Origin of the sequence: Bifidobacterium longum subsp. longum JCM 1217, from assembly GCF_000196555.1 — a bacterium.
Taxonomy (GTDB): domain Bacteria; phylum Actinomycetota; class Actinomycetes; order Actinomycetales; family Bifidobacteriaceae; genus Bifidobacterium; species Bifidobacterium longum.
This window is the reverse complement of the sequence record NC_015067.1, coordinates 1178957-1197305: the sequence shown is the minus strand read 5'-3', so window position 1 is coordinate 1197305 and position 18349 is coordinate 1178957. Positions and strand designations below refer to the sequence as shown.

Annotated in this window: 18 protein-coding genes; 10 read left to right on the top strand and 8 right to left on the bottom strand. The window is 67.0% G+C overall.

What is annotated here, in order from left to right:
• The first annotated feature begins 98 nt into the window (after nucleotides 1-98).
• Entirely contained in the window at nucleotides 99-485 is a 387-nt protein-coding gene (locus BLLJ_RS05230; protein ID WP_226784158.1) for a hypothetical protein, read from the top strand.
• Between the two features lie 49 nt (nucleotides 486-534).
• On the opposite strand, the gene BLLJ_RS05225 is transcribed toward BLLJ_RS05230, so the two are convergent.
• On the bottom strand, nucleotides 535-1086 hold the full coding sequence (locus BLLJ_RS05225; RefSeq protein ID WP_032743305.1) for a helix-turn-helix domain-containing protein: 552 nt from the start codon (nucleotides 1084-1086) through the stop codon (nucleotides 535-537).
• 444 nt (nucleotides 1087-1530) lie between these two features.
• On the opposite strand from BLLJ_RS05225, the gene BLLJ_RS05220 reads away from it, so the two are divergent.
• Complete coding sequence (locus tag BLLJ_RS05220; RefSeq protein ID WP_013582709.1) at nucleotides 1531-2757, top strand: DNA methyltransferase; 1227 nt, start codon at nucleotides 1531-1533, stop codon at nucleotides 2755-2757.
• Between the two features lie 55 nt (nucleotides 2758-2812).
• Complete coding sequence (locus BLLJ_RS05215) at nucleotides 2813-3334, top strand: hypothetical protein (protein WP_013582708.1); 522 nt, start codon at nucleotides 2813-2815, stop codon at nucleotides 3332-3334.
• Here the strand turns inward: BLLJ_RS05215 and BLLJ_RS05210 are convergent.
• Nucleotides 3310-4389, bottom strand: coding sequence for a hypothetical protein (locus BLLJ_RS05210; protein ID WP_117754937.1), 1080 nt, complete (start codon nucleotides 4387-4389; stop codon nucleotides 3310-3312). The two genes, BLLJ_RS05215 and BLLJ_RS05210, sit on opposite strands and share 25 nt — an antisense overlap.
• 114 nt (nucleotides 4390-4503) lie before the next feature.
• Between BLLJ_RS05210 and BLLJ_RS05205 the strand changes: the two genes are divergently transcribed.
• The 3 genes from BLLJ_RS05205 to BLLJ_RS05190 all read left to right on the top strand — a co-directional run bounded on the left by BLLJ_RS05205 (nucleotide 4504) and on the right by BLLJ_RS05190 (nucleotide 8382).
• Nucleotides 4504-4968, top strand: a complete 465-nt coding sequence (locus tag BLLJ_RS05205) for a hypothetical protein (RefSeq protein WP_230473328.1) — start codon at nucleotides 4504-4506, stop codon at nucleotides 4966-4968.
• Nucleotides 4969-5067: 99 nt separating this feature from the next.
• The gene (locus tag BLLJ_RS05200) at nucleotides 5068-6597 is read left to right on the top strand and encodes a DNA cytosine methyltransferase (protein ID WP_013582705.1); all 1530 of its coding nucleotides are present in this window, start codon (nucleotides 5068-5070) and stop codon (nucleotides 6595-6597) included.
• Nucleotides 6598-7071: 474 nt separating this feature from the next.
• The gene (locus BLLJ_RS05190) at nucleotides 7072-8382 is read left to right on the top strand and encodes a hypothetical protein (protein ID WP_126623115.1); all 1311 of its coding nucleotides are present in this window, start codon (nucleotides 7072-7074) and stop codon (nucleotides 8380-8382) included.
• Nucleotides 8383-8697: 315 nt separating this feature from the next.
• Here the strand turns inward: BLLJ_RS05190 and BLLJ_RS05185 are convergent, their stop codons facing one another.
• Nucleotides 8698-9393: a hypothetical protein gene (locus tag BLLJ_RS05185; protein WP_013582701.1), complete on the bottom strand. Its 696-nt coding sequence runs from the start codon at nucleotides 9391-9393 to the stop codon at nucleotides 8698-8700.
• A 58-nt stretch (nucleotides 9394-9451) separates the two neighbouring features.
• Here BLLJ_RS05185 and BLLJ_RS11425 point away from each other — a divergent pair, with 58 nt between their 5' ends.
• From BLLJ_RS11425 to BLLJ_RS05165, 4 genes are all read left to right on the top strand, one after another.
• Nucleotides 9452-10402, top strand: coding sequence for a hypothetical protein (locus tag BLLJ_RS11425; RefSeq protein WP_230595065.1), 951 nt, complete (start codon nucleotides 9452-9454; stop codon nucleotides 10400-10402).
• Between the two features lie 128 nt (nucleotides 10403-10530).
• Entirely contained in the window at nucleotides 10531-13482 is a 2952-nt protein-coding gene (locus tag BLLJ_RS05175) for a VPLPA-CTERM sorting domain-containing protein (protein ID WP_013582699.1), read from the top strand.
• 246 nt (nucleotides 13483-13728) lie between these two features.
• A complete protein-coding gene (locus BLLJ_RS05170; protein ID WP_013582698.1) occupies nucleotides 13729-14730 on the top strand; it encodes a hypothetical protein in 1002 nt (333 codons plus the stop codon).
• 119 nt (nucleotides 14731-14849) lie between these two features.
• Complete coding sequence (locus BLLJ_RS05165; protein ID WP_013582697.1) at nucleotides 14850-15842, top strand: hypothetical protein; 993 nt, start codon at nucleotides 14850-14852, stop codon at nucleotides 15840-15842.
• Between the two features lie 94 nt (nucleotides 15843-15936).
• Here the strand turns inward: BLLJ_RS05165 and BLLJ_RS11045 are convergent, their stop codons facing one another.
• From BLLJ_RS11045 to BLLJ_RS05145, 5 genes are all read right to left on the bottom strand, one after another.
• On the bottom strand, nucleotides 15937-16077 hold the full coding sequence (locus BLLJ_RS11045; protein WP_013582696.1) for a hypothetical protein: 141 nt from the start codon (nucleotides 16075-16077) through the stop codon (nucleotides 15937-15939).
• A gap of 236 nt (nucleotides 16078-16313) precedes the next feature.
• On the bottom strand, nucleotides 16314-16997 hold the full coding sequence (locus tag BLLJ_RS10040) for a hypothetical protein (protein WP_050496087.1): 684 nt from the start codon (nucleotides 16995-16997) through the stop codon (nucleotides 16314-16316).
• Nucleotides 16998-17011: 14 nt separating this feature from the next.
• Entirely contained in the window at nucleotides 17012-17401 is a 390-nt protein-coding gene (locus BLLJ_RS05155; RefSeq protein ID WP_013582694.1) for a hypothetical protein, read from the bottom strand.
• Nucleotides 17398-17697, bottom strand: coding sequence for a hypothetical protein (locus BLLJ_RS05150; RefSeq protein ID WP_013582693.1), 300 nt, complete (start codon nucleotides 17695-17697; stop codon nucleotides 17398-17400). The genes BLLJ_RS05155 and BLLJ_RS05150 overlap by 4 nt, the downstream gene beginning before the upstream one ends.
• A complete protein-coding gene (locus tag BLLJ_RS05145) occupies nucleotides 17682-18239 on the bottom strand; it encodes an oligoribonuclease (protein WP_013582692.1) in 558 nt (185 codons plus the stop codon). Before BLLJ_RS05145 ends, BLLJ_RS05150 begins: the two co-directional genes overlap by 16 nt.
• Nucleotides 18240-18349 lie beyond the last annotated feature (110 nt).

The window sequence follows — 18349 nt, the reverse complement described above, 5'->3', positions numbered from 1 at the left end:
GGAAGAGGGGGCGTATCATAGCCGATTCGAAGCTGACCCCGTTCGAGACGTTCGACGGGGTCCTGAACGTGCACGTGGCGTGGGATTCGAGCCGTGACATGCCGTCCGGCATGACGGTCCGCGAGTTCGACAGGCGTGCGGACAGGCTCGTCGCGATCCTGCCGCATGCGGCCGCCCTCGCGGCCGCCGGGCGTCTGCGCGACGGGTCGGATCATGCGGGGCCGGAAGCGCACCCGTATGATGCGAGCGTGCTGCACGTGTGGGAGCTGTACCGTATGGAGCGCGACGGCCTGCCGGCGCGCATCCCGGGCCTGCCTGACGCGTTCGTGTCCGCGGACGGGATCGCGAACCTGATCGTCGACGCCGTCTCGGACCTGTCGGATGCGGCGTCGGCGGCGCGGGCCGCGGGGTGGCCGCTGCTGCGCGTGTGGATGCGCGGCGAGACGGATCCGCTCCCGTACCGTTTCCTGCTCGTCCGCCCCTAGCCGGGGCGCATCCCGGGCCCGCATGGCGACGTGCCGTGCGGGCCTTTTTTCATGCCCGGCGGGCCGGATCGGATGTTCCCGCCTGTCGGGCCGTCGGCCCGTTTTCCGGGATGCGCATCGCCATGGTGTCGTACAGGGCGTCGATGGTGACGCCGAGCGCGCGGGCCAGTGCGCGGGCGGTGCGCAGCGTCATGTTGGCGGGATCCGCGCGCCCGGGGCGCGGCCGGGCGTATTCGCTGATCCTGGTGGCCGCGACGCCCGTCCTGCGGGCGAGTTCGGCCCGGGTGAGCCCGGCGGCGTCCCCGAGCGCGCCGAGCCCGGCCAGCCATGTCCGGCACATGCCGGCGACCGTCGGCCACGGGTCGTCGCGGGGGACGGCCGCGGAATCCCCGTGCGGCCGGTTGCGGCCGGTGCGCGGGTCGGTTTCGAACATGGCGGCCCGGGCGGGCCCGTCCCCGTCCGGGACGGCGACGGCGACCCTGCGCGAGGGGATGGCGGGGTTCTCCACGACGGCGAGGAACGGCGTCTCGCGCATCACGCGCACGTCCAGTCCCAGTCCGGCGAGCATGTCGAGCGTCGCCTTCACGTTCCCGTCTTCCATGCGATCCTCCGATCCGTTTCGCCGGGCTCCCCGGCCCCGGACTTTACAATATTGTAAAGTCCGGGGCCGGGGCTTTACAATATTGTAAAGTTTTCCGGCCCGTTTTGTATGCGTGTATGCATCTGTATGCATCCGGGGATGCATACAGAAAAGGCTTGGGAAAAGGCCCGAAAACCCTTATATATAAAGGAAAAAATATAATTCCTTTCTCTTGTATGCATTGTATGCATCAATATATGGGGTTTCCTTCCTTTTTCCCGAATCCCCTATAAGGGAATGATGCATACAATGCATACACGCCTCCGGACCATCCCCGGAACGTCGGAAACAAGCCGAAACGGAAAGAAAAGATGTATGCATCCCCCGATGCATACGGATGCATACAGCCCGCCCGGAATGCATACGGGCCCGACGCCCGCCCCGGCGGACGCATACACGGGGCCCATGAGACCATTCATCGACCATGACGGCCTGACCCTGTACAACGCGGACGCGAGACGCCTGCCCGGCCTCCTCGACGCGCCCGCGGACGCGATCGTCACCGACCCGCCCTACGAGCTCGGCCTGGGCACCGCGGGCGAGGTGAAACGCTGGGACTCCACCGGCATCGCCTTCGACCCGGAATTCTGGACGGCCATGCTCGGCATGGTCCGCCCCGGCGCGTTCGCCCTCGTGTTCGGCTCGCCCCGCACCTGGCACCGGCTCGCCTGCGCCATGGAGGACGCGGGCTGGCTGATCCGCGACCAGTTCTGCTGGCTGTACGCGTCCGGCATGCCGAAGGGCGAATGGGGCGACCATGCGGTCGACCGGGCGCTCGGCGTGAAGGACGACCGGACCGGCGTCATACGCGACTCCGCGTCCCTGGAACGCAACGTCGCCTACACGGAACGCTACGAGGCGAAGACCCGCGAGGCGCGGCCCTGGCGCGGGTTCAACCCGGCGCTCAAACCCGCATGGGAGCCGATCCTCGTCGCCCAGCGCCCCCGCGAGTCCATGCTCGGCCGCAACCTCATGGACCACGGGACGGGCGCCCTGAACGTGGCCGCCTGCGCCCTGGACGCGGACATGGGGGAGCTGGGGCGCCGCTACCGGCTCAACGCGACCGCCGGGGGGCGTCCGGACGCGCCGCGCGGCGGCGACACGTTCCGCGATTCGGACACGCCCAGGCCCATGGGGCCGCGCATACCGGGCCGCCACCCGTCGAACGTCCTCATGGACAAGGCCATGGCCCGGCTCCTGCCCGCGGACGCGCCGCGCTTCTACTACTGCCCGAAAGCGCAGGACAGGCCCGTGCGCGTCCTGGAACGCATCGTCCGCCCCCGGACACGGGACAAGGCGTGGAAGGCGTGCTGCGCGCGCCTGGGACTCGAATCCGGGGCGGACGCGTACCCCGCGTGCCTGCTCGACACGGCGGCGCTCGCCCTGACCGTGCCGGCGGGCGAAAGACGGCTCGCCCACCCGACCGTCAAACCCCTGGACCTGACCCGATGGCTCGCCCGCCTCGCATGCCCGCCCCACGGCCTCGTCCTCGACCCGTTCGCCGGCTCCGGCACCACACTGGACGCATGCCGGCGGGAAGGCCTGCGGTGCGCGGCCACGGAGCTCGACCCCACGTACCTGCCGCTCACGGCCGACCGGCTCGAACGCCCCGCAAGCCTCCCGCTCTTCTGACGGACGGGGAACGCATACCCGGGGCGCACAACACCGTCGAAACGGAGGAACGGCAATGGAAGACTACATGAACCTGGCCAACGAGTGGATCGCGCGCCTCGAAGGCGGCGCGGGCACGTGGATGAACGACCAGACCGCCGACCGGCTCGCCGCCGGCCTGAACGATCCCAGGGGACGCGACATGATGGCGCTCGCCCTCCTCGACCCGACGTGCGACGCGCGCACGCTCGCCGCACGCGCCGCGGATCACCCGCGCCTGCCCGCCGGCATGGGGGAGGCGATGGACGTGCTGCGCCGCCGTCCCATCCCCGTCACGCCCAGGCCCGGCCGGCTGACGGCCGCGCGCGACACGCTTTCGACGCTCGTCGGGACGAGGCCCGGATGCGCGGCCGGCGCCATGGACCTCGCGCTCCTCGTGTTCTGGCTGGCCGGCGACAAAAAGGGCCTGGACGCGATGCTCGCCCGCCCCATGCCCGGGACCGTCGTCAACGTGACGGTCAGGTTCGCCCGCGACCATGACATGTGGCCCGCGGGCGCGGCCGTGCCCCGCACCTACCGGGTGCCCGAGCTCGCCTGATACTCCGCCTCCCATGCGGCCGCGTCCGACGCGTCCACGTCGAGCGCGGCCTCGACCAGGCGCACGTCCAGGCCGCGCCGGCGCGCCTCCGCCCATGCGGCGTGCGCGTCCGCGCCCCCCGGGGCGAACGCCGCATGCGCGTCCATCCTGTTGACCACGTCGTCGAATTCGGCGGGCGTCCGACCGAGCTCCGCACGTCCGGCGGCCAGCATGCGTTCGAAGTCCTCGCGCGCGTTGAACGGGTTCCCGTCCGCGTCCAGACGGGGCGGGCGCCCATGGTATTCGGGGCGCGCGTTCGACCCGTCGGAATAGTACATGCCGCGCCCGTACTGGACGCCCTTCGCGATCTTCTCGTGGATGAAGTCGCCCATGTTCTCGTCCCAGATCCGGTCGCGCTGCCTTTTGTCGGGCAGTCGTCCGCCGTGTTCGCGCGCGTACGCGCCGATCCGGTCCATGTACCGTTTGCCGACGCGCATCCGGTGCGCGCTCAGATTGTAGGGCGGACGGGCGAGGATCGCCTCCATGCGCACGGGGCGGGTGAGCGCGTAGCCGACGAGCCTGGCGGAGTAGCATCGGGCCGGGTCGCCGATCACGTTGCGTCGCAGCGCGTCGCACCGGTCCTCCGCGATCCTGCGCGCCATGTCGAAGCGTTCCGCCTCGTTCGGATACCAGGAGGCGAGGGCGCGCATGATCCGCCCGTAGTGCGGGCGTCCGTCCGCATCCTCCCGGTAGACCGCGTCGTCGATCATGCGCGCCTCGGCCGCCGGGTCGAGCACCGGCTCGTCCCGGTAGTCGAACGGGTTGCCGTCCGCGTCCACGCCGGGCATGGTGGCCTTGAGCCGGTCTTGCAGCCACAGGCTGGTCGGATCGTGTTCGACCCGCCAGTTCACAAGCCTGACGGCCCTCTTGTGCCCGTAGCGTTTCGGGTCGAGATCCTCGGCGGCGGGCGGCATGACGTCTCCGCCCGCCGTGCCGGACGCCGGCTCGAAGGTGCCCGCACACCCTTGGGGAAGGCCCTTCGCCCGGTGGCTTCGATTGTTCCTGTCCATGACCATGCGATCCGGCTATGCGCCCCCGCGACGGCGCATAGCCGGATCGTCGTCTTGTGGACCGTCCGTCGGATGGGAATGGTCGTCGGGCCGATGCCGAGGTCGACGGCCGTGAGCACCATGTCCTCGAACCCGTCCGCGGAACCGGAGGCCATGCGTCGGGGACGCATGCGCGCGGGCATGAACGAGGACATCATCGGTTGGGAGAACCTGCCCGCAAGCCTCCTCGACCGCATCAAAGGCGGGATCTTGATCCAACGGGACGGCGACGAATGGTCGCGCTTCCGCCCCGCATTGGCCGGCAGGACCGATGCGGGCGAATCCTACATCGTGGACTCGGACTGCACCGACCATTGGGTCGGGGACGGCTCCGCGTTCCCCGACCCGGACGCCGTGCTGCCCGAGGCCGTACGGCGCGAACCGGAGCCGGGCGACCTCATCCGCCTCCACAAGACCGACGATCCGGCCATCGCCGACATCAGCCGCTACGAGGGGCGTCCGGCGGACGGGAAGGACGGGTGGATGACCGACAACGGACCCTATTATGCATGCGAATGGACGCCCGACGGGATCGTCGAGGATTGATCCGTTGCAGATGACTTTGTTTTAGCTTGTCGCCAGAGCGAAGTCATCTGCAACGGCTGACGGGTTTTTTCGAATGCCTCGGAACGCATACAGCCGCGTATGCAGAACAAGACATACAAGACGATTTCCCTGTTCTCCGGCTATCTCGGCCTCGACATCGGCGTATCCAAGGCGATCGGCGAGGGGGAACTGGTCGGATGGTCCGACATCGAACCCGGGCCTCTCGCCCTTGGCTCCCATCACGCGCCGAAAGCCCGCCGATTGGGCGACATCACGAAAATCGACTGGGAGAAATACAAGGACATCGAGGTGATGGCCGGCGGATTCTGCTGCCAGTCCCTTTCTCTTGCGGGGTTCCGTGCCGGGTTGAAGGCGGGAACGCGAAGCGGCCTGTGGCTCGACTACGCCAAGGGAATCGGCATCATCCGCCCCAGTCTCGTGGTCGCGGAGAACGTGGCCGGACTCCTGAGCGGCATCAGCGTCTCCAAGGAGGACGAGCGCATGGACGCGCTCCGCTCCGAAGCGTTGGACAAGGCCGGATTATGCTCCTGCGAAATTCCGGACCTCGAACTGCCCGACGGATTCGAAGCCCCGGATCCCAAGGAGGAAACCTCGCAGCCCCTGGCCGTCGTCCTGCGCGGTTTCCTGCATGCGGATCCGGAGCGGTGCTCGCCCGTCACGTGCAGGCAGTGCGGCCGCCGCGTGTTCGAGGTGAGGGGCGACATGGTGCTGGCGGATGACGAACGGTTGTCCGGCGTGCATACGGCGCCCACGATCCGGGCGCTCGGCCGTGTGCTGGGCGATCTGGCGAATCTGGGCTACGACGCGGTGTGGCGAGGCCTTGAGGCGGCCGACATCGGCGCCCCCCACCACAGGCTGCGCATCTTCGTGACCGCATGGCCGCGCGATCCGAAGTCGGCGCGCGAACCGTCGAACGCCCGGCTGAGGCGTCTCGCCCAACTGCCGCCCATGAGGCCGAGGGGGCGCGCATGGGGCGTGTGGGATGCGGACAGGGATGTGTGGACGACGGGCGAGCCGGATCTGTTCGGGGACGTGGACGTGTTCATGGACGCGTGGCCGAAGTCCGGCGTGATGGCCGCCGGCCGCGTGTATACGGTGCCCGAATCGTGGCTGAAGGTCCCGGAGCCGGCGGCCGGTTCCGTTTTGGCGACGCCGAAGGCGTCCGACGGGGCGAAGGGCGGCCCGGGCCAGGCGTATGGGACGGGGGATGCGCCCCTGCCCGCGCAGGCTGCGGGGATCCCGGCCGACGGGTTCCTGTACACGCCGAAGCAGTCGGACGGGGTGTTCGCCGCCCCGGCCACGTCGGGCCGCCCGTTGGACAGGAGCACGTTCCTGTCCACGCAGGTGCGTCTCATGGACCTGCCGGGCCGTATGGACCCGGAGAAGGTCAGGGAGCATGATTCGAAGCTGCCGACCCCGAGGGCGAACGATGCGAACGGGGCGGGCGTGCACGGGGACGGGGCGCCGGATTTGCGGACGGCGGCCGTCATGCTGCCCACGCCGAACGCGTTGTACGACAGCGTGAAGGCGGGCACAGCGGAGGATGCGGTCCGCCGCCGGAGGCGGGGCGCGCAGCTCGGATTGGCGGATGCGATCAATCTCCTGTAGGACCCGGGGCATGGTCGGCTTCGTTGCGCATGGAGAAATCGCGGGCATGCCGGGTTTCTTTGTCCATAGGCCCTTCGGGTCCCGTCTCGCGCCATTCCAGCCGGATCGCGCGATCCTCGTATGGAAAGCGGATACCCGAACCGGGATCGCAGCGGCATGGGCTCGCCCCGCCTCGTTCGCGTATTTGACCACATGGGCGACCACCCGTCCATGTTCGTGACCATCGGGGGAAGACCTTGTTCGGCCATTCCCGCGATTTCGTGAGATTGGATTGGCATGGGGGAGGATCGGGCATGAAGGAAATACTGGGAGTCTTGATCTTTGTTTGGGTGGCGCAGACTCCCGCCTCTTTAGGCGGGGGAGGAAGTCAAGCGGATGATGTCCATGCGGCCAAGACTAAGGGTCTGGAACGGCGGGGACCGTCCCGTTTCCATGATCCGATACGCCTGCCCCGCCTGACGCATACCCGTGGCCATGACTGATGACGATCTGTGGCTGCCCACGCCGACGGTGATGGACGCGACCCGGCATACGGTGCGCGGCTGCTGGCGGCCGGGGGAGAACTGGCGGGGCGTCGCCCTGGTGAACGCGATCCTCGACGCGGGGGAGATCCGGATCATGGGAACGCATACGACGGGCATGAGCGAAAACGAACTGCCGGGCACGCCGAACTGTATGGACATGCTGCCCCCGCATGCGGATGCGGAACGGCCGCGCGCCGGAAAAGGCGCCGGCTACCGGAACCTGCGCGACGACATCGACCACCTGCCCACGCCCACGTCGAACGAGTGGAACGGGGGCACGATGATCCCGGAACGCCGCGCGGCCATGGGGCATGCGGTCACCGTCGCCGACTGGGCGGAGAAGAGCGACGACATCGACATCCTGCCGGAAGCCCGCCTGTTCGCCACGCCGAACTGCATGGATGCGATCGCGCCCCGCGACGGGGCCGCGTTGGAACGCGTCCTGCGTCGCGGCGACCGGGACGGGAGCCGACGCGATTCGACCGGGAACCTGAGGGAGGACGTGATGACGGATGATGTGGATATGATGCCCACGCCGCGCGCCAGCGACGTGAAAGGCCGCAATCAGAGGAACGACCAGACATGCATGACCGGCGCCGTCGAACAGGGGACGCGCGCGATCCCCGCGCCCGGCCCCTATCATGGGGGACTCTGGGGTCTGGACGACGGGCGGGGCGTGCGCTTCGGCCGGTTCGCCGCCGCGATCCGCCGCTGGGAGCGGGTGTCCGGCCGTCCCGCCCCCTGTCCCACGCAGGCGACCGGCGGCCTGCGCCGCTGGGTCGGGGCGAACGCCGACGACCCCACGCTGTTCGAACCGTACTGGCTCGCCCGCCACGCCCCGTTCGACGCGCATCCGAAAGCCCGGCTGGACCAGCCGATGCGCGACCGCATGCTCGCGCTCTGGCGTGAAACCGACCGGGGGATGAGCCTCATCGACCCCATGTTCTGGCCCGGCTGCAAGGACATGGACCCGGACATCCCGATCCCCGCGACCCGTCTGCCCGACAAAAGCGTGCTCGGTTATTGGAAGACCCGATTCGAAGGCCCCCGGTTCCCGTCGGCCGCCCACCTATCCCCGAGGTTCGTGGAATGGATGATGGGCCTGGAGGACGGCTGGGTCACCGATCCGGCGATCTGGCGGCATGTGGACGGCAATCACAGGAACCTCCAACTGCGCGCCCTGGGCAACGGGGTCGTGCCCCCGCAGGCCGCCATGGCGGTCGACTGGGCGCTCCGCGTGCGCGAAAGGCTCGCCGTCTGACGCCCGTCAACGTCTGGGCGTGGATGCTCCTGGGCGTCGCCGTCCGCCCGACCATACCCGCGTCCATGCGGCGAACCGGGCTGGACCGATCCGGCGTATGGACGCGGGTATGGTCTTGTCCGTTGCAAACTGGTTTGTTCTGGCTTGCAGGCCATCCTTGCGGGTGGTCGCTCCACGTCTCACGCCATCATGGGGCTGCTTGGTTCGCGTTTCGTTGGGAGAATGCGCACCCGGTATGCGCTTGAGAGGGGATCGTGATGCGGGCGAAACGGTCCGGACGGCCGCATGCCCGCATCCCCTTGATCCCGTTCGTTTTCAGTCGTCGAGCGTGCGGATCGCGTTCTTCAGGGTCTCCCGGATCTCGTCCACCGTCCCTCTGGCCCGTTGTTCGAGTTCCCCCGCCCGTCGTTCGCGTTCCGCGATCGCGGTCTGCGCGTCCTTGCGGCGCGTTTCGATGTCGGCCATGGCCTTCGCGTGCTCCGTCTTCAACGCGTCGCGTTGCTCGGCGAGGTCGGCCATCGCCTTGTCATGCTCCCTCTTGTGTTCCTCGGCGAGCCCGTCGGCGGTCTGCTTCGCGGACGCGACGACGTCCCCCGCCTTCGCGTTCGCCTCGTCGAGGATGCCTTTTGCCTGCGCCCGCGCCTCCGCGATCGTGTCGCGCGCCGTGTTCCTCGCGTTGTCGACGAGGTCCTGCGCGGCCTTGCCGGCCGCCTCGAACGGGCTTTCCGCCCGGTGGCGCAGTTCGTCGCGTTCCCGGCAGGCGGCCTCCAATTGGGCGGTCAGCCGCGTGTTCAGGTTCCTCAGGTTGTCGGCGATCGCGATCTGCCGGGCGAGGCTGCGCCGGTATCCGGCCATCCTCTCCTCGTACTGGTCGACCAGACGGTCCACATCCTCCGTCCGGTATCCGCCGAACGCGACGGTCGTGATTTCGGGGCGCTTGCTCTCCTGCGGCGCGTATGACTGGGATTCGTATGATTGGGTGAGCTGGGCTCCCGGCTCCTGATCGGTCATGACGGTTTCCTTTCCTTGTGGGTGCGGGGACGGGCGTCCCCTGCTGCATGCCTCCCGTATGCGTTCCGGACGGACGCATACGGGAGGCATGACCCCGATCGTCATCCTGTTCTGGCCGGCCGCGGGAATCCTGCTGCGCTGGCTCGTCCCCCTCATGCTCCTGGACGCGGGCCGGGAACGGTGGGCGCGGGCGGCGGGCCCCGGCCCATGGCCCGCGCGTCTCGCCCTGTTCGCCGCCGTGCTCGCCCCGTTCGCCGCCGGCGGCGTGTGGGCTCCGCGCCTCATGCTCCTGGCCGTCGGCTACGCGGCCGGCTGGGATGCCATCCCCCGTCCGCATCACGGGACACGACGGGACCGGCCGGTTCGGACGCGCGTACCATGGGCCGCCATGACGGGACAGGGGCATATCACGATACGGCCGTTCCTCATCGGGCACGGCGTGTTCGACGCGAACCCGGCGCGCTACTTCCATCGGGACGCCTCGTGGAGACGGGATCGGTCCCCGTTCCGCTATTCCGAGCGGAGCCTGGTCATGGGGCGGACGGCGGGGGATTCCGCGATGCTCATGGTCATGGGCCGGGCCACCGGCCTAAGCGCCAGCGTATGCGTGGCCGGGCGGGAACGGCGCGGCCTGATGGACGGCATGCGCTCCCGTCGCGTCCCATACCCCGGGTGGACGTACCGGACCGGCGACGCGGAGGACCTTGACATGACGGTTCGCGCCTGCATGCTGCGTTACGGTGCGACGCTCATCCTCGACCGGGCGCGAACGTTGGAGGATTCCGCGCGGCCGCGTCTCGCATGGCTCCGATACCGGTTGATGTTCGGGCCGGTGCGCCGCAGCCTGAACACGGCCGGCCGGTATCCGCTAATCGCCCGTGAGGGCTGGGACGTGACCGTCCGGGACGCGTGCGTCGAATACGATCGGCTGCGAAGGACGTACGGGCCGACGGGTCTCCTGTCCCCGTTGCTCGACATCGTCGTCAAGGTCAGGGACGCGCTCGGCTAGAAACCGTCAAATCCAATCCCATGCCGTTCTTCCATGTCCCGGGACGATCATGCCTTTCCGGCCCGCATAGACGCGCGTGCGGGGGCGGACGTACGCCGTCCCCTATCCGACAGAAAGGAAACATCCTTATGGGTTCGACTCATAACGACAGACACTGGGCGCGCACGCTCGCCGCGGGCGTCGCGGCAGCCGCCACCCTGGCGGCGGGCATGCTCGTCGCGGGCACGGCGGACGCGGCCGACATGCGTGATCCGTTTGAGCGCTCCATCCAGAACGGCAACCCGGGCCTGTGGGCGAACCTGGGCACGATCACGTTCAGCAACGGACACAAGTACGAGGGCATGGAGCAGTCGCTCGGCGTGGTCGACAAGGTCAACGGGAAGAACGTGTACTGCATCCAGGCCGACACGCTCTACACGGGCACGGCGGGCACGTGGGGCGAGTGGACCGACGCGAAGACGAAACCGGACGCGCAGCGGCTCGCATGGCTGACCGACAAGTACAACGGGAACACGGACGACCTCACGCAGGCCGCGATCGCAGGCCTCATCCACCAGAAGCTCGACCCGATGGGCAACGAATACCTGTCGGGCATCGAACGCCTCGGCTGGAAGGACGGCACCAGCTGGGACACGTACACGGCCAAAATGAACAGCCTGTGGACGGAGGCGGTCGCCAACACGCCCTCGAACCTCGACATGAGATACCAGTACACCATCGGCAAACGCAAGGGAACGGTCACCCCGAGCATCACGACCGAGAACGGCGTCGAAATCGCGGGCATCCAGTACACGGCGACCCTGAACGGCCCGGCCGTGTTCGACCAGACCAAGACGAACACGATCAGCGGCACCACCACAGGTCAGGCGATCCACCTTCCGTGGACGGCAACGGGCAACGGCAAAGTGACGTGGAGCGTATGGAGAAAGATCCCGAAGGCCGTCAAGCTGAGCTCCCCGAACCAGAACCTGATGGGTCCCTCTGATCCCGAGACCGTGTCGGAGAACATCCAGTTCGAGGTGCTGAACAACTTCAAGCCGACCATCCAGTCCGACCAGTCGGATCATCGCATCGAATACGGGCATGCGCCCGAAGACGATCTGACCTGGCATGTGGACCCGACGGGCGGCGACTGGATTGAAGGCGCGACCATCAAGAGCACCGGCACCCTCTACTACTTCGCGAACAAGCCGGTCGAAGGCCGGACGACCGTCAAGGATGGGGTGAAGGCCGCGACCGCGACCGCCGCCGGCGACAGGGACGGCGCCACCAATCACGTGGACGCCGCCTCCATCACCATGGACCCCGACTTCGTGAAGACGCACCCGGGAGCCACCCCGTCGAGCCTGCCGGACACCGGCTGGTACACGTGGGTGTGGCAGATCACGCCCGACATGCAGGACGCCAACATGAAGCAGTACCTGTCCACGGACTACGACTGGTCCGACAACGTGCTCGAAGCGGAATCCACTCAGCACGTGCGCAACATGCAGCCGACCATCAAGTCGAGTGTGAGCGACGCCTACAAGACCGATCAGAGCACGGTGACCGGCGCCGACGGCACCGAACGTCCGAGCGTGCAAATCGGTTCCGCTCAGGCATCCGACAAGACCGATGTCGTCTACCTTGAAAAGGGCAGCGTCATCCGCGATAAGGTCACACTCAACGTGACCGACGTGAACGGTGACGGCAAGGTCGACACCCAGGACTGGCTGCACACCAAGGACGGTCAGGGCGAAGGCAAGGAAACGGAAGACAACCAGATCACGCTTACCGTGAATGGCACCATCTACGGTGGTATGACCCGCGAACAGGCCGAACAGGCTCAGAAGGATACCGCCGCAGGCAAGACCGTCGAACTGCCCAAGCAGGCCGTGAAGCTCGCCACCGCCACGTTCACCACGAACAAGGCCGGCGACTACCTGATTTCCAGCAGTGACGAGGACAAGCCTGTCGCCCAATGGAAGGCCGAGGATGGTGTGAATCTGACGAACCTGCCATCCGGATACGCCACGTTCGTGTTCGACATCGCGAACAAGGATCAGGACACGGAAAACCAGACCGGCATCGAACCGTCCAGGGACTATCCGTTCGCCAAGGATGTTCATGAGGCTCCGTTCACCGCGGATGAGACCGTCATGTTCCGCCTCACCCCGAAGCTCGACTCCACGGTGTCCAGCAAGGAAGTCAAGGCGGGGGAGACCACCATCGACAAGCTCGTCGTCGCCAAGACCAACGAAAAGGACGTGTGGCCCACCTACCCGGAGACTAACGTCACCGAAGGCGAGACCGCGAAGAGCACCCCGTTGAGCCTCGACTTCCACGGCGTCCTCTACAAGGTGAGTGACGACCCGTCCGCCGCGATCGAACAGACCGACACCGTGCCCGAAAACGCGGTGAAGGTTCACGAGGCCGACATCAAGGACGTCACCAGGTTCGGCACCTACACGACCGACTCGTTCACCCTGACCGAATCGGGCACCTACGCTTGGCATTGGGTCATGACACCGAGCCTGACCGGCGACCAGAACCATAATCCGCTCGCCGCCTTGGCCTGGCGTCAGCTCACCCACGGCAGGGTGCAGCACGCTTTCGGCCTCGCATCCGAAATCGTGCGCGTCCAAGGCAGGAAGCCCGAAACGCCCAGGTGCGAGGTGTCCACCAGGAGCCAGGGTGAGGTCACGTTGGAGAACGGCAGGGCCGACCTGCACGACGAGCTCCTGCTCAAGAACTGCGAGCAGGCAGCCAAGGCCGAATTCGAACTGTGGAAGCAGGCCAACGGAGACCAGTCGGGAGACGTGCTCATCACCGTCACCGGCAAGGTCGGCGCGAAGGACGGCGTCCACTCGCCGACCGTGACCGTCAAGGAGACCGGCACCTACTACTGGCGTGAGAAGGTGTACGACCAGACGGGCAGGCTCGTCTCCTATGGCGACGCGCGCAAGCCGAACGAGACCGTGACCGTCAGGGAGAAGCAGCTCGCCTCCACCGGCACGGGCGTCCTGCCCGCCGTCGCGGCCGGCATGCTGCTCGCCGGCCTGGGCGCCGCGTTCGCGCTGCGCAACCGCAGGCGCGCCTGACACGCGGGACGGCAAAGGGTGCCGCATCCCCCCCGGCCCATGACGGGCCGCAGGGGATGCGGCACCCGGTTCACTTTCATGGTTTAAATCCGTTGGCTTCCCGAGGGACGCATACCGTGGGATGATTGAAGCCGAGGCAAGCGCCAGGAATGGATGAATCCCCGGGATGTGAGGAAACCGACCGGAACAAGCCACGCATGATGCTACCATCGTGCGCGTAGCGGAAACATGAAAGAGGAACATAACATGAGCGGATCGAATCCCGTGCCCCAGCCCCCGACGGAACCGTCGGGGGCCGCCCGCGCCGCCTCGAAACCGAAGCGCCCGAAATGGCTGGTGCCGGTGATCGCGGGCGGATGCGCCGTCGTCCTCGCGGCGGGCGGTATCGGCGGATGCCTGTATTGGAACCATGATCGGTTGACGGCGGCTTCGGAGGAATGCGCCACCTCATACGACAGGGCGGTGAAGGCGCGGAAGAAGCTGACGGAATACCTGAAGTCGGACGCCCTGCAGACCGCGATCAGGGTCAAGGATTCGGAGGTCAGGGACGCGAAAACGGTCGGGACGTTGGCTTCGACCGTGAAGACGGCCTCGAAGACGAAGACCGATATCCCCGGATGCCCGGCGGATGGGTTGAAGGACATCAAGGCCGTGACCGCGTGGCTCGACAAGACCGCGACCGCGTATGCGAAGACCGTAGGCGAGGTCAAGGGCAAGGCCGAGGCCGTGAACGCCTCGAAGCTCGACAAGACCGTCGCCGACGCGACCAGGATCCTGAATGATTCGAAGGGCAGGGTGAAGGACGACAAGGTTCGCGCCGCATTGGAGAACGCCATCAAATCGAAGGACGGGAAGGCGATCTCGGATGCGGTGAAGGCGGTCAACGACTCCATCAAGGCGAAGTCGGATGCGGACGCGAATGCCAGGGCCGAAAAGGAGAAGCAGGCGGCCGACAATGCCGCCCAGGCGCCGGACAACGGCTCCTCCTACACGGGCGATACGACCGATGGCTACACCGGATACACGGGCGGAGGCTACACGCAATCCCAGGGCGGCGGCTACACGTACATGCCACAGCAGCCCACCGGTAACGGAGACGGCTATACGCCGACGCCACAGCCGCAGCCACAGCAGCCTTCCCAGGGCGGCGGCAACGGAGGCTCCTCTGGTGGTGATGACGGTTATTATGAAGATTGCTGGGTGGGTGATACCAGTGGCAAGCCGGGCGTCCAAGTTCCCTGCAGTTGATCTTTCCTCTTTCCGCGTGAGAGGTGTGGTATATCCCATAATGGGATATGCCACACCTCTTTATTGTTTTGATGATTTATCATCGTGCGCGTAGCGGAAACATGAAAGAGGAACATAACATGAGCGGATCGAATCCCGTGCCCCAGCCCCCGACGGAACCGTCGGGGGCCGCCCGCGCCGCCTCGAAACCGAAGCGCCCGAAATGGCTGGTGCCGGTGATCGCGGGCGGATGCGCCGTCGTCCTCGCGGCGGGCGGTATCGGCGGATGCCTGTATTGGAACCATGATCGGTTGACGGCGGCTTCAGAGGAATGCGCCACCTCATACGACAGGGCGGTGAAGGCGCGGAAGAAGCTGACGGAATACCTGAAGTCGGACGCCCTGCAGACCGCGATCAGGGTCAAGGATTCGGAGGTCAGGGACGCGAAAACGGTCGGGACGTTGGCTTCGACGGTGAAGACGGCCTCGAAGACGAAAACCGATATCCCCGGATGCCCGGCGGATGGGTTGAAGGACATCAAGGCCGTGACCGCGTGGCTCGACAAGACCGCGGACGTGTACGCGAAGACCGTAGGCGAGGTCAAGGCCGAGGCCGAGGCCGTGAACGCCTCGAAGCTCGACAAGATTGTTGCCGACGCGACCAGGATCCTGAATGATTCGAAGGGCAGGGTGAAGGACGACAAGGTTCGCGCCGCATTGGAGAACGCCATCAAATCGAAGGACGGGAAGGCGATCTCGGATGCGGTGAAGGCGGTCAACGACTCCATCAAGGCGAAGTCGGATGCGGACGCGAATGCCAGGGCCGAAAAGGAGAAGCAGGCGGCCGACAATGCCGCCCAGGCGCAGACGGATAACAGCGGCTCCTACACGGGCGATACAACCGGAGGCTACACCGGATACACGGGCGGAGGCTACACGCAATCCCAGGGCGGGTACGCGTACATGCCACAGCAGTCCACAGGTGGTTCGACCGGAGGCGGTTATACGCCGACGCCACAGCCGCAGCCCGCGCCACCGCCGTCCCAGGGCGGCGGCGGTGATGACGGGTACGAGGATATTTGCTGGGCGGTTGATACCAGTGGCAAACCAGGCGTCCAGGTACCCTGCAACTAATCGCTTTCAGTTTCCGCTTGAAGGAGGGTGACGCATCCTGATATGGGATGTGCCACCCTCGTCTTTTATGGGACTGTCGTTTCGGTTTGTCTCTTTAGTAGGAGCCGGATGCGGCGAATAGGATGCCTGCGAACACGATCCATAGGATGAAGAGCACGACGTTGATGATCGCTGAAACCAGTGCGCCTTTGCCTGCCATGCCCGCATCACCAGGACGATCGTTCTTCCAGATCATCCACAGAAAACAAGCCCGACCAGAGGAATGAAGAAGCCGAGAACAGCCCAAACCGAAGGAGCCTGTGTCGGAGGGGGTTCTCCCATAGGATGCCGTGGGCTGCGGGTATACGGGGTTGAACTGGCGGCGCATAGTTCGGCTGCCCGTAGGCTGGTTGCGCGTATTGAGATTGGTTGGGTTCGGATTGGTCATGGCATATCGCTTTTCATGAACGGATCATGCCGTCGGCGCGACGCCTATGCGCCGCCCGCGCGTTCCGTCCCGTCGATCAGCGAGGACAGTCCGGAGCAGGCGAGTCCGGCGGCGAGCGCGGCGATGCCCGCCAACCCCGCCGGATCGGATCCGAGGAGGAACGAGCCGACCGGGGTGAGCAGGCCGCCCGCCAGGGCGAGGACCGGGCCGGCGAACCCCCGCCGGTATTCCACCATGGCGTACGATCCGATACGCGTCGTCCTCTCCTCCAATCCGTCCATGAGACGCCGGAACAGGTCCGGATCGTCGGGCGGATACAGGTCGGCGGCGCGCCGGCACCGGACGAGGAGCCGGCGCGCGTCCGCCGCGGACACGGCGGTCAGGGGACGGGAGAGCATCAGATCCTGGACCTTGACGGCGTTCCGGGCGAGCATGACGGCCACGCGGGGCCTCCAGTCGCCGTCGACGCGTCGGGCATATGGCATGCCGTACCTGCCGCCATGCCATTGCGTCCCGTAGCCCGTGCCGGGATGCTCCCAGTCCGCGTCCTCCCGTTCGAGGATGGCGAACCCGAGGAAGGATACGGTCAGCCGTTCGCCGTCCGGCCCGTCCCATGCGCCGGACGCGCGGTCGAAACGCCATCCGGCGCGGCGCAACGGCCATGTGCGGCGTTTCGACGGGTCGGAGCGGGACGACGCCCACGCCCCGTAGTCGATGAGTCTGGTCATGCGTCCCATTGTGGTCACAGCCGGTCCATGACGATGCAGCATGTCTGCCATGCGAGCACGCCCAGGACGGCGAGCGTGCGCGTCCAGAACAGGGTTCCGTCCGGCGTTCCCATGGTCAGGAGGATGAGGCGGAAGCAGACGGCGGGCATCTGGCATGCGACCGCGAGGCCGGTATGGAAGCCGCCTTCGCGTGCCTCCTCGAAACCGTATCCCTGCGTGCATTCGACGCCTGCGGCGAGCGTGATCCCGATGCCCGCGACCAGGACGCCCGCCGCGGGCGGGACCGTTCCGGCGAGTCCGGGGATGACCGCCGGCCAGTACAGGAGGTTCATGGACGCGAACACGGCCGCATGCCAGAGGGCGTAGGCGGCGTAGGAGGTGAACCCGCGCGGCGGGCGTCTCACCGCTCGTCCTCCTTGTCGCGGGGATGGCGTTTCAGGCCGCGTCGCATGCCCCGGATCAGGAGGATGAGGATCGTGATGTAGATGACGACGGTCTGGTCGGCGATGGTGCCGCCCTCGAACATGATCTTCCATACGACGGTCAGGGACGGGGTGAGGGGGAGCAGGAGGAGGGCGGCGAGCAGGCGCGTCCATACGATGCGGCCGCGCTCGGACATGGTCCATGCGCCGATCCGGCGGGGGAGGCGTTTCAGCCACGCCCACAGGCGGGCGGGCGCGTGTTTCAGCCGATCGAGCATATGAGCCCCCGGTATGCGCGCGCGTAGCGGAGCGTGTCGGCCAGGCAGTGCATGACCCGGTGGTCGGTGGACGGTTCCATGTCGGGCAGGATCGCGGGGTTCCACATGCGGACGGCCTCGCAGACGGCGCTGATGTCCAGGGACCGGTGGGAGCAGCCGTCGAGCACGCCGGGCATCCAGCTGTCGATCATGTCCCGGTCGAAGCGGACGGTGCTGCCGGCGGGCAGGAGGCGGACCCCCTGGCCGAGGTGTCGGGCCACGTAGTCGCGTGCGGACAGGGCGGCGGCGAACATGTGGGGGGCGCTCGGGTGCGCGCATTCGGCGAGCAGTCCGTTGGGCCCGTGCATGCCCTGGATGAATTCGGATGGTTTGCCTTCCCAGTGGACGGTCGTGTGGAACCCGTCGTCCACCGGCTTCAGGTCGGGGCCGGTGGCGATCATGCCGATCTCGAGGATGGGATCCTTGCGTGGGTCGAGGCCCGTGGTCTCCGTGTCCACCCACAGGAGGCGGACCGGCTTGTCATCATTGTCGTGTGTGCTCATGCCCCCGGGTATGCGTCACGCATTCCACGGGGGCGGATCCCACGGGGATGCTTGGGAAGGTTCCGCGGGGTGCGGTCCCGGCACTTCTGGGAGGTCAGGGCGATGTTCCG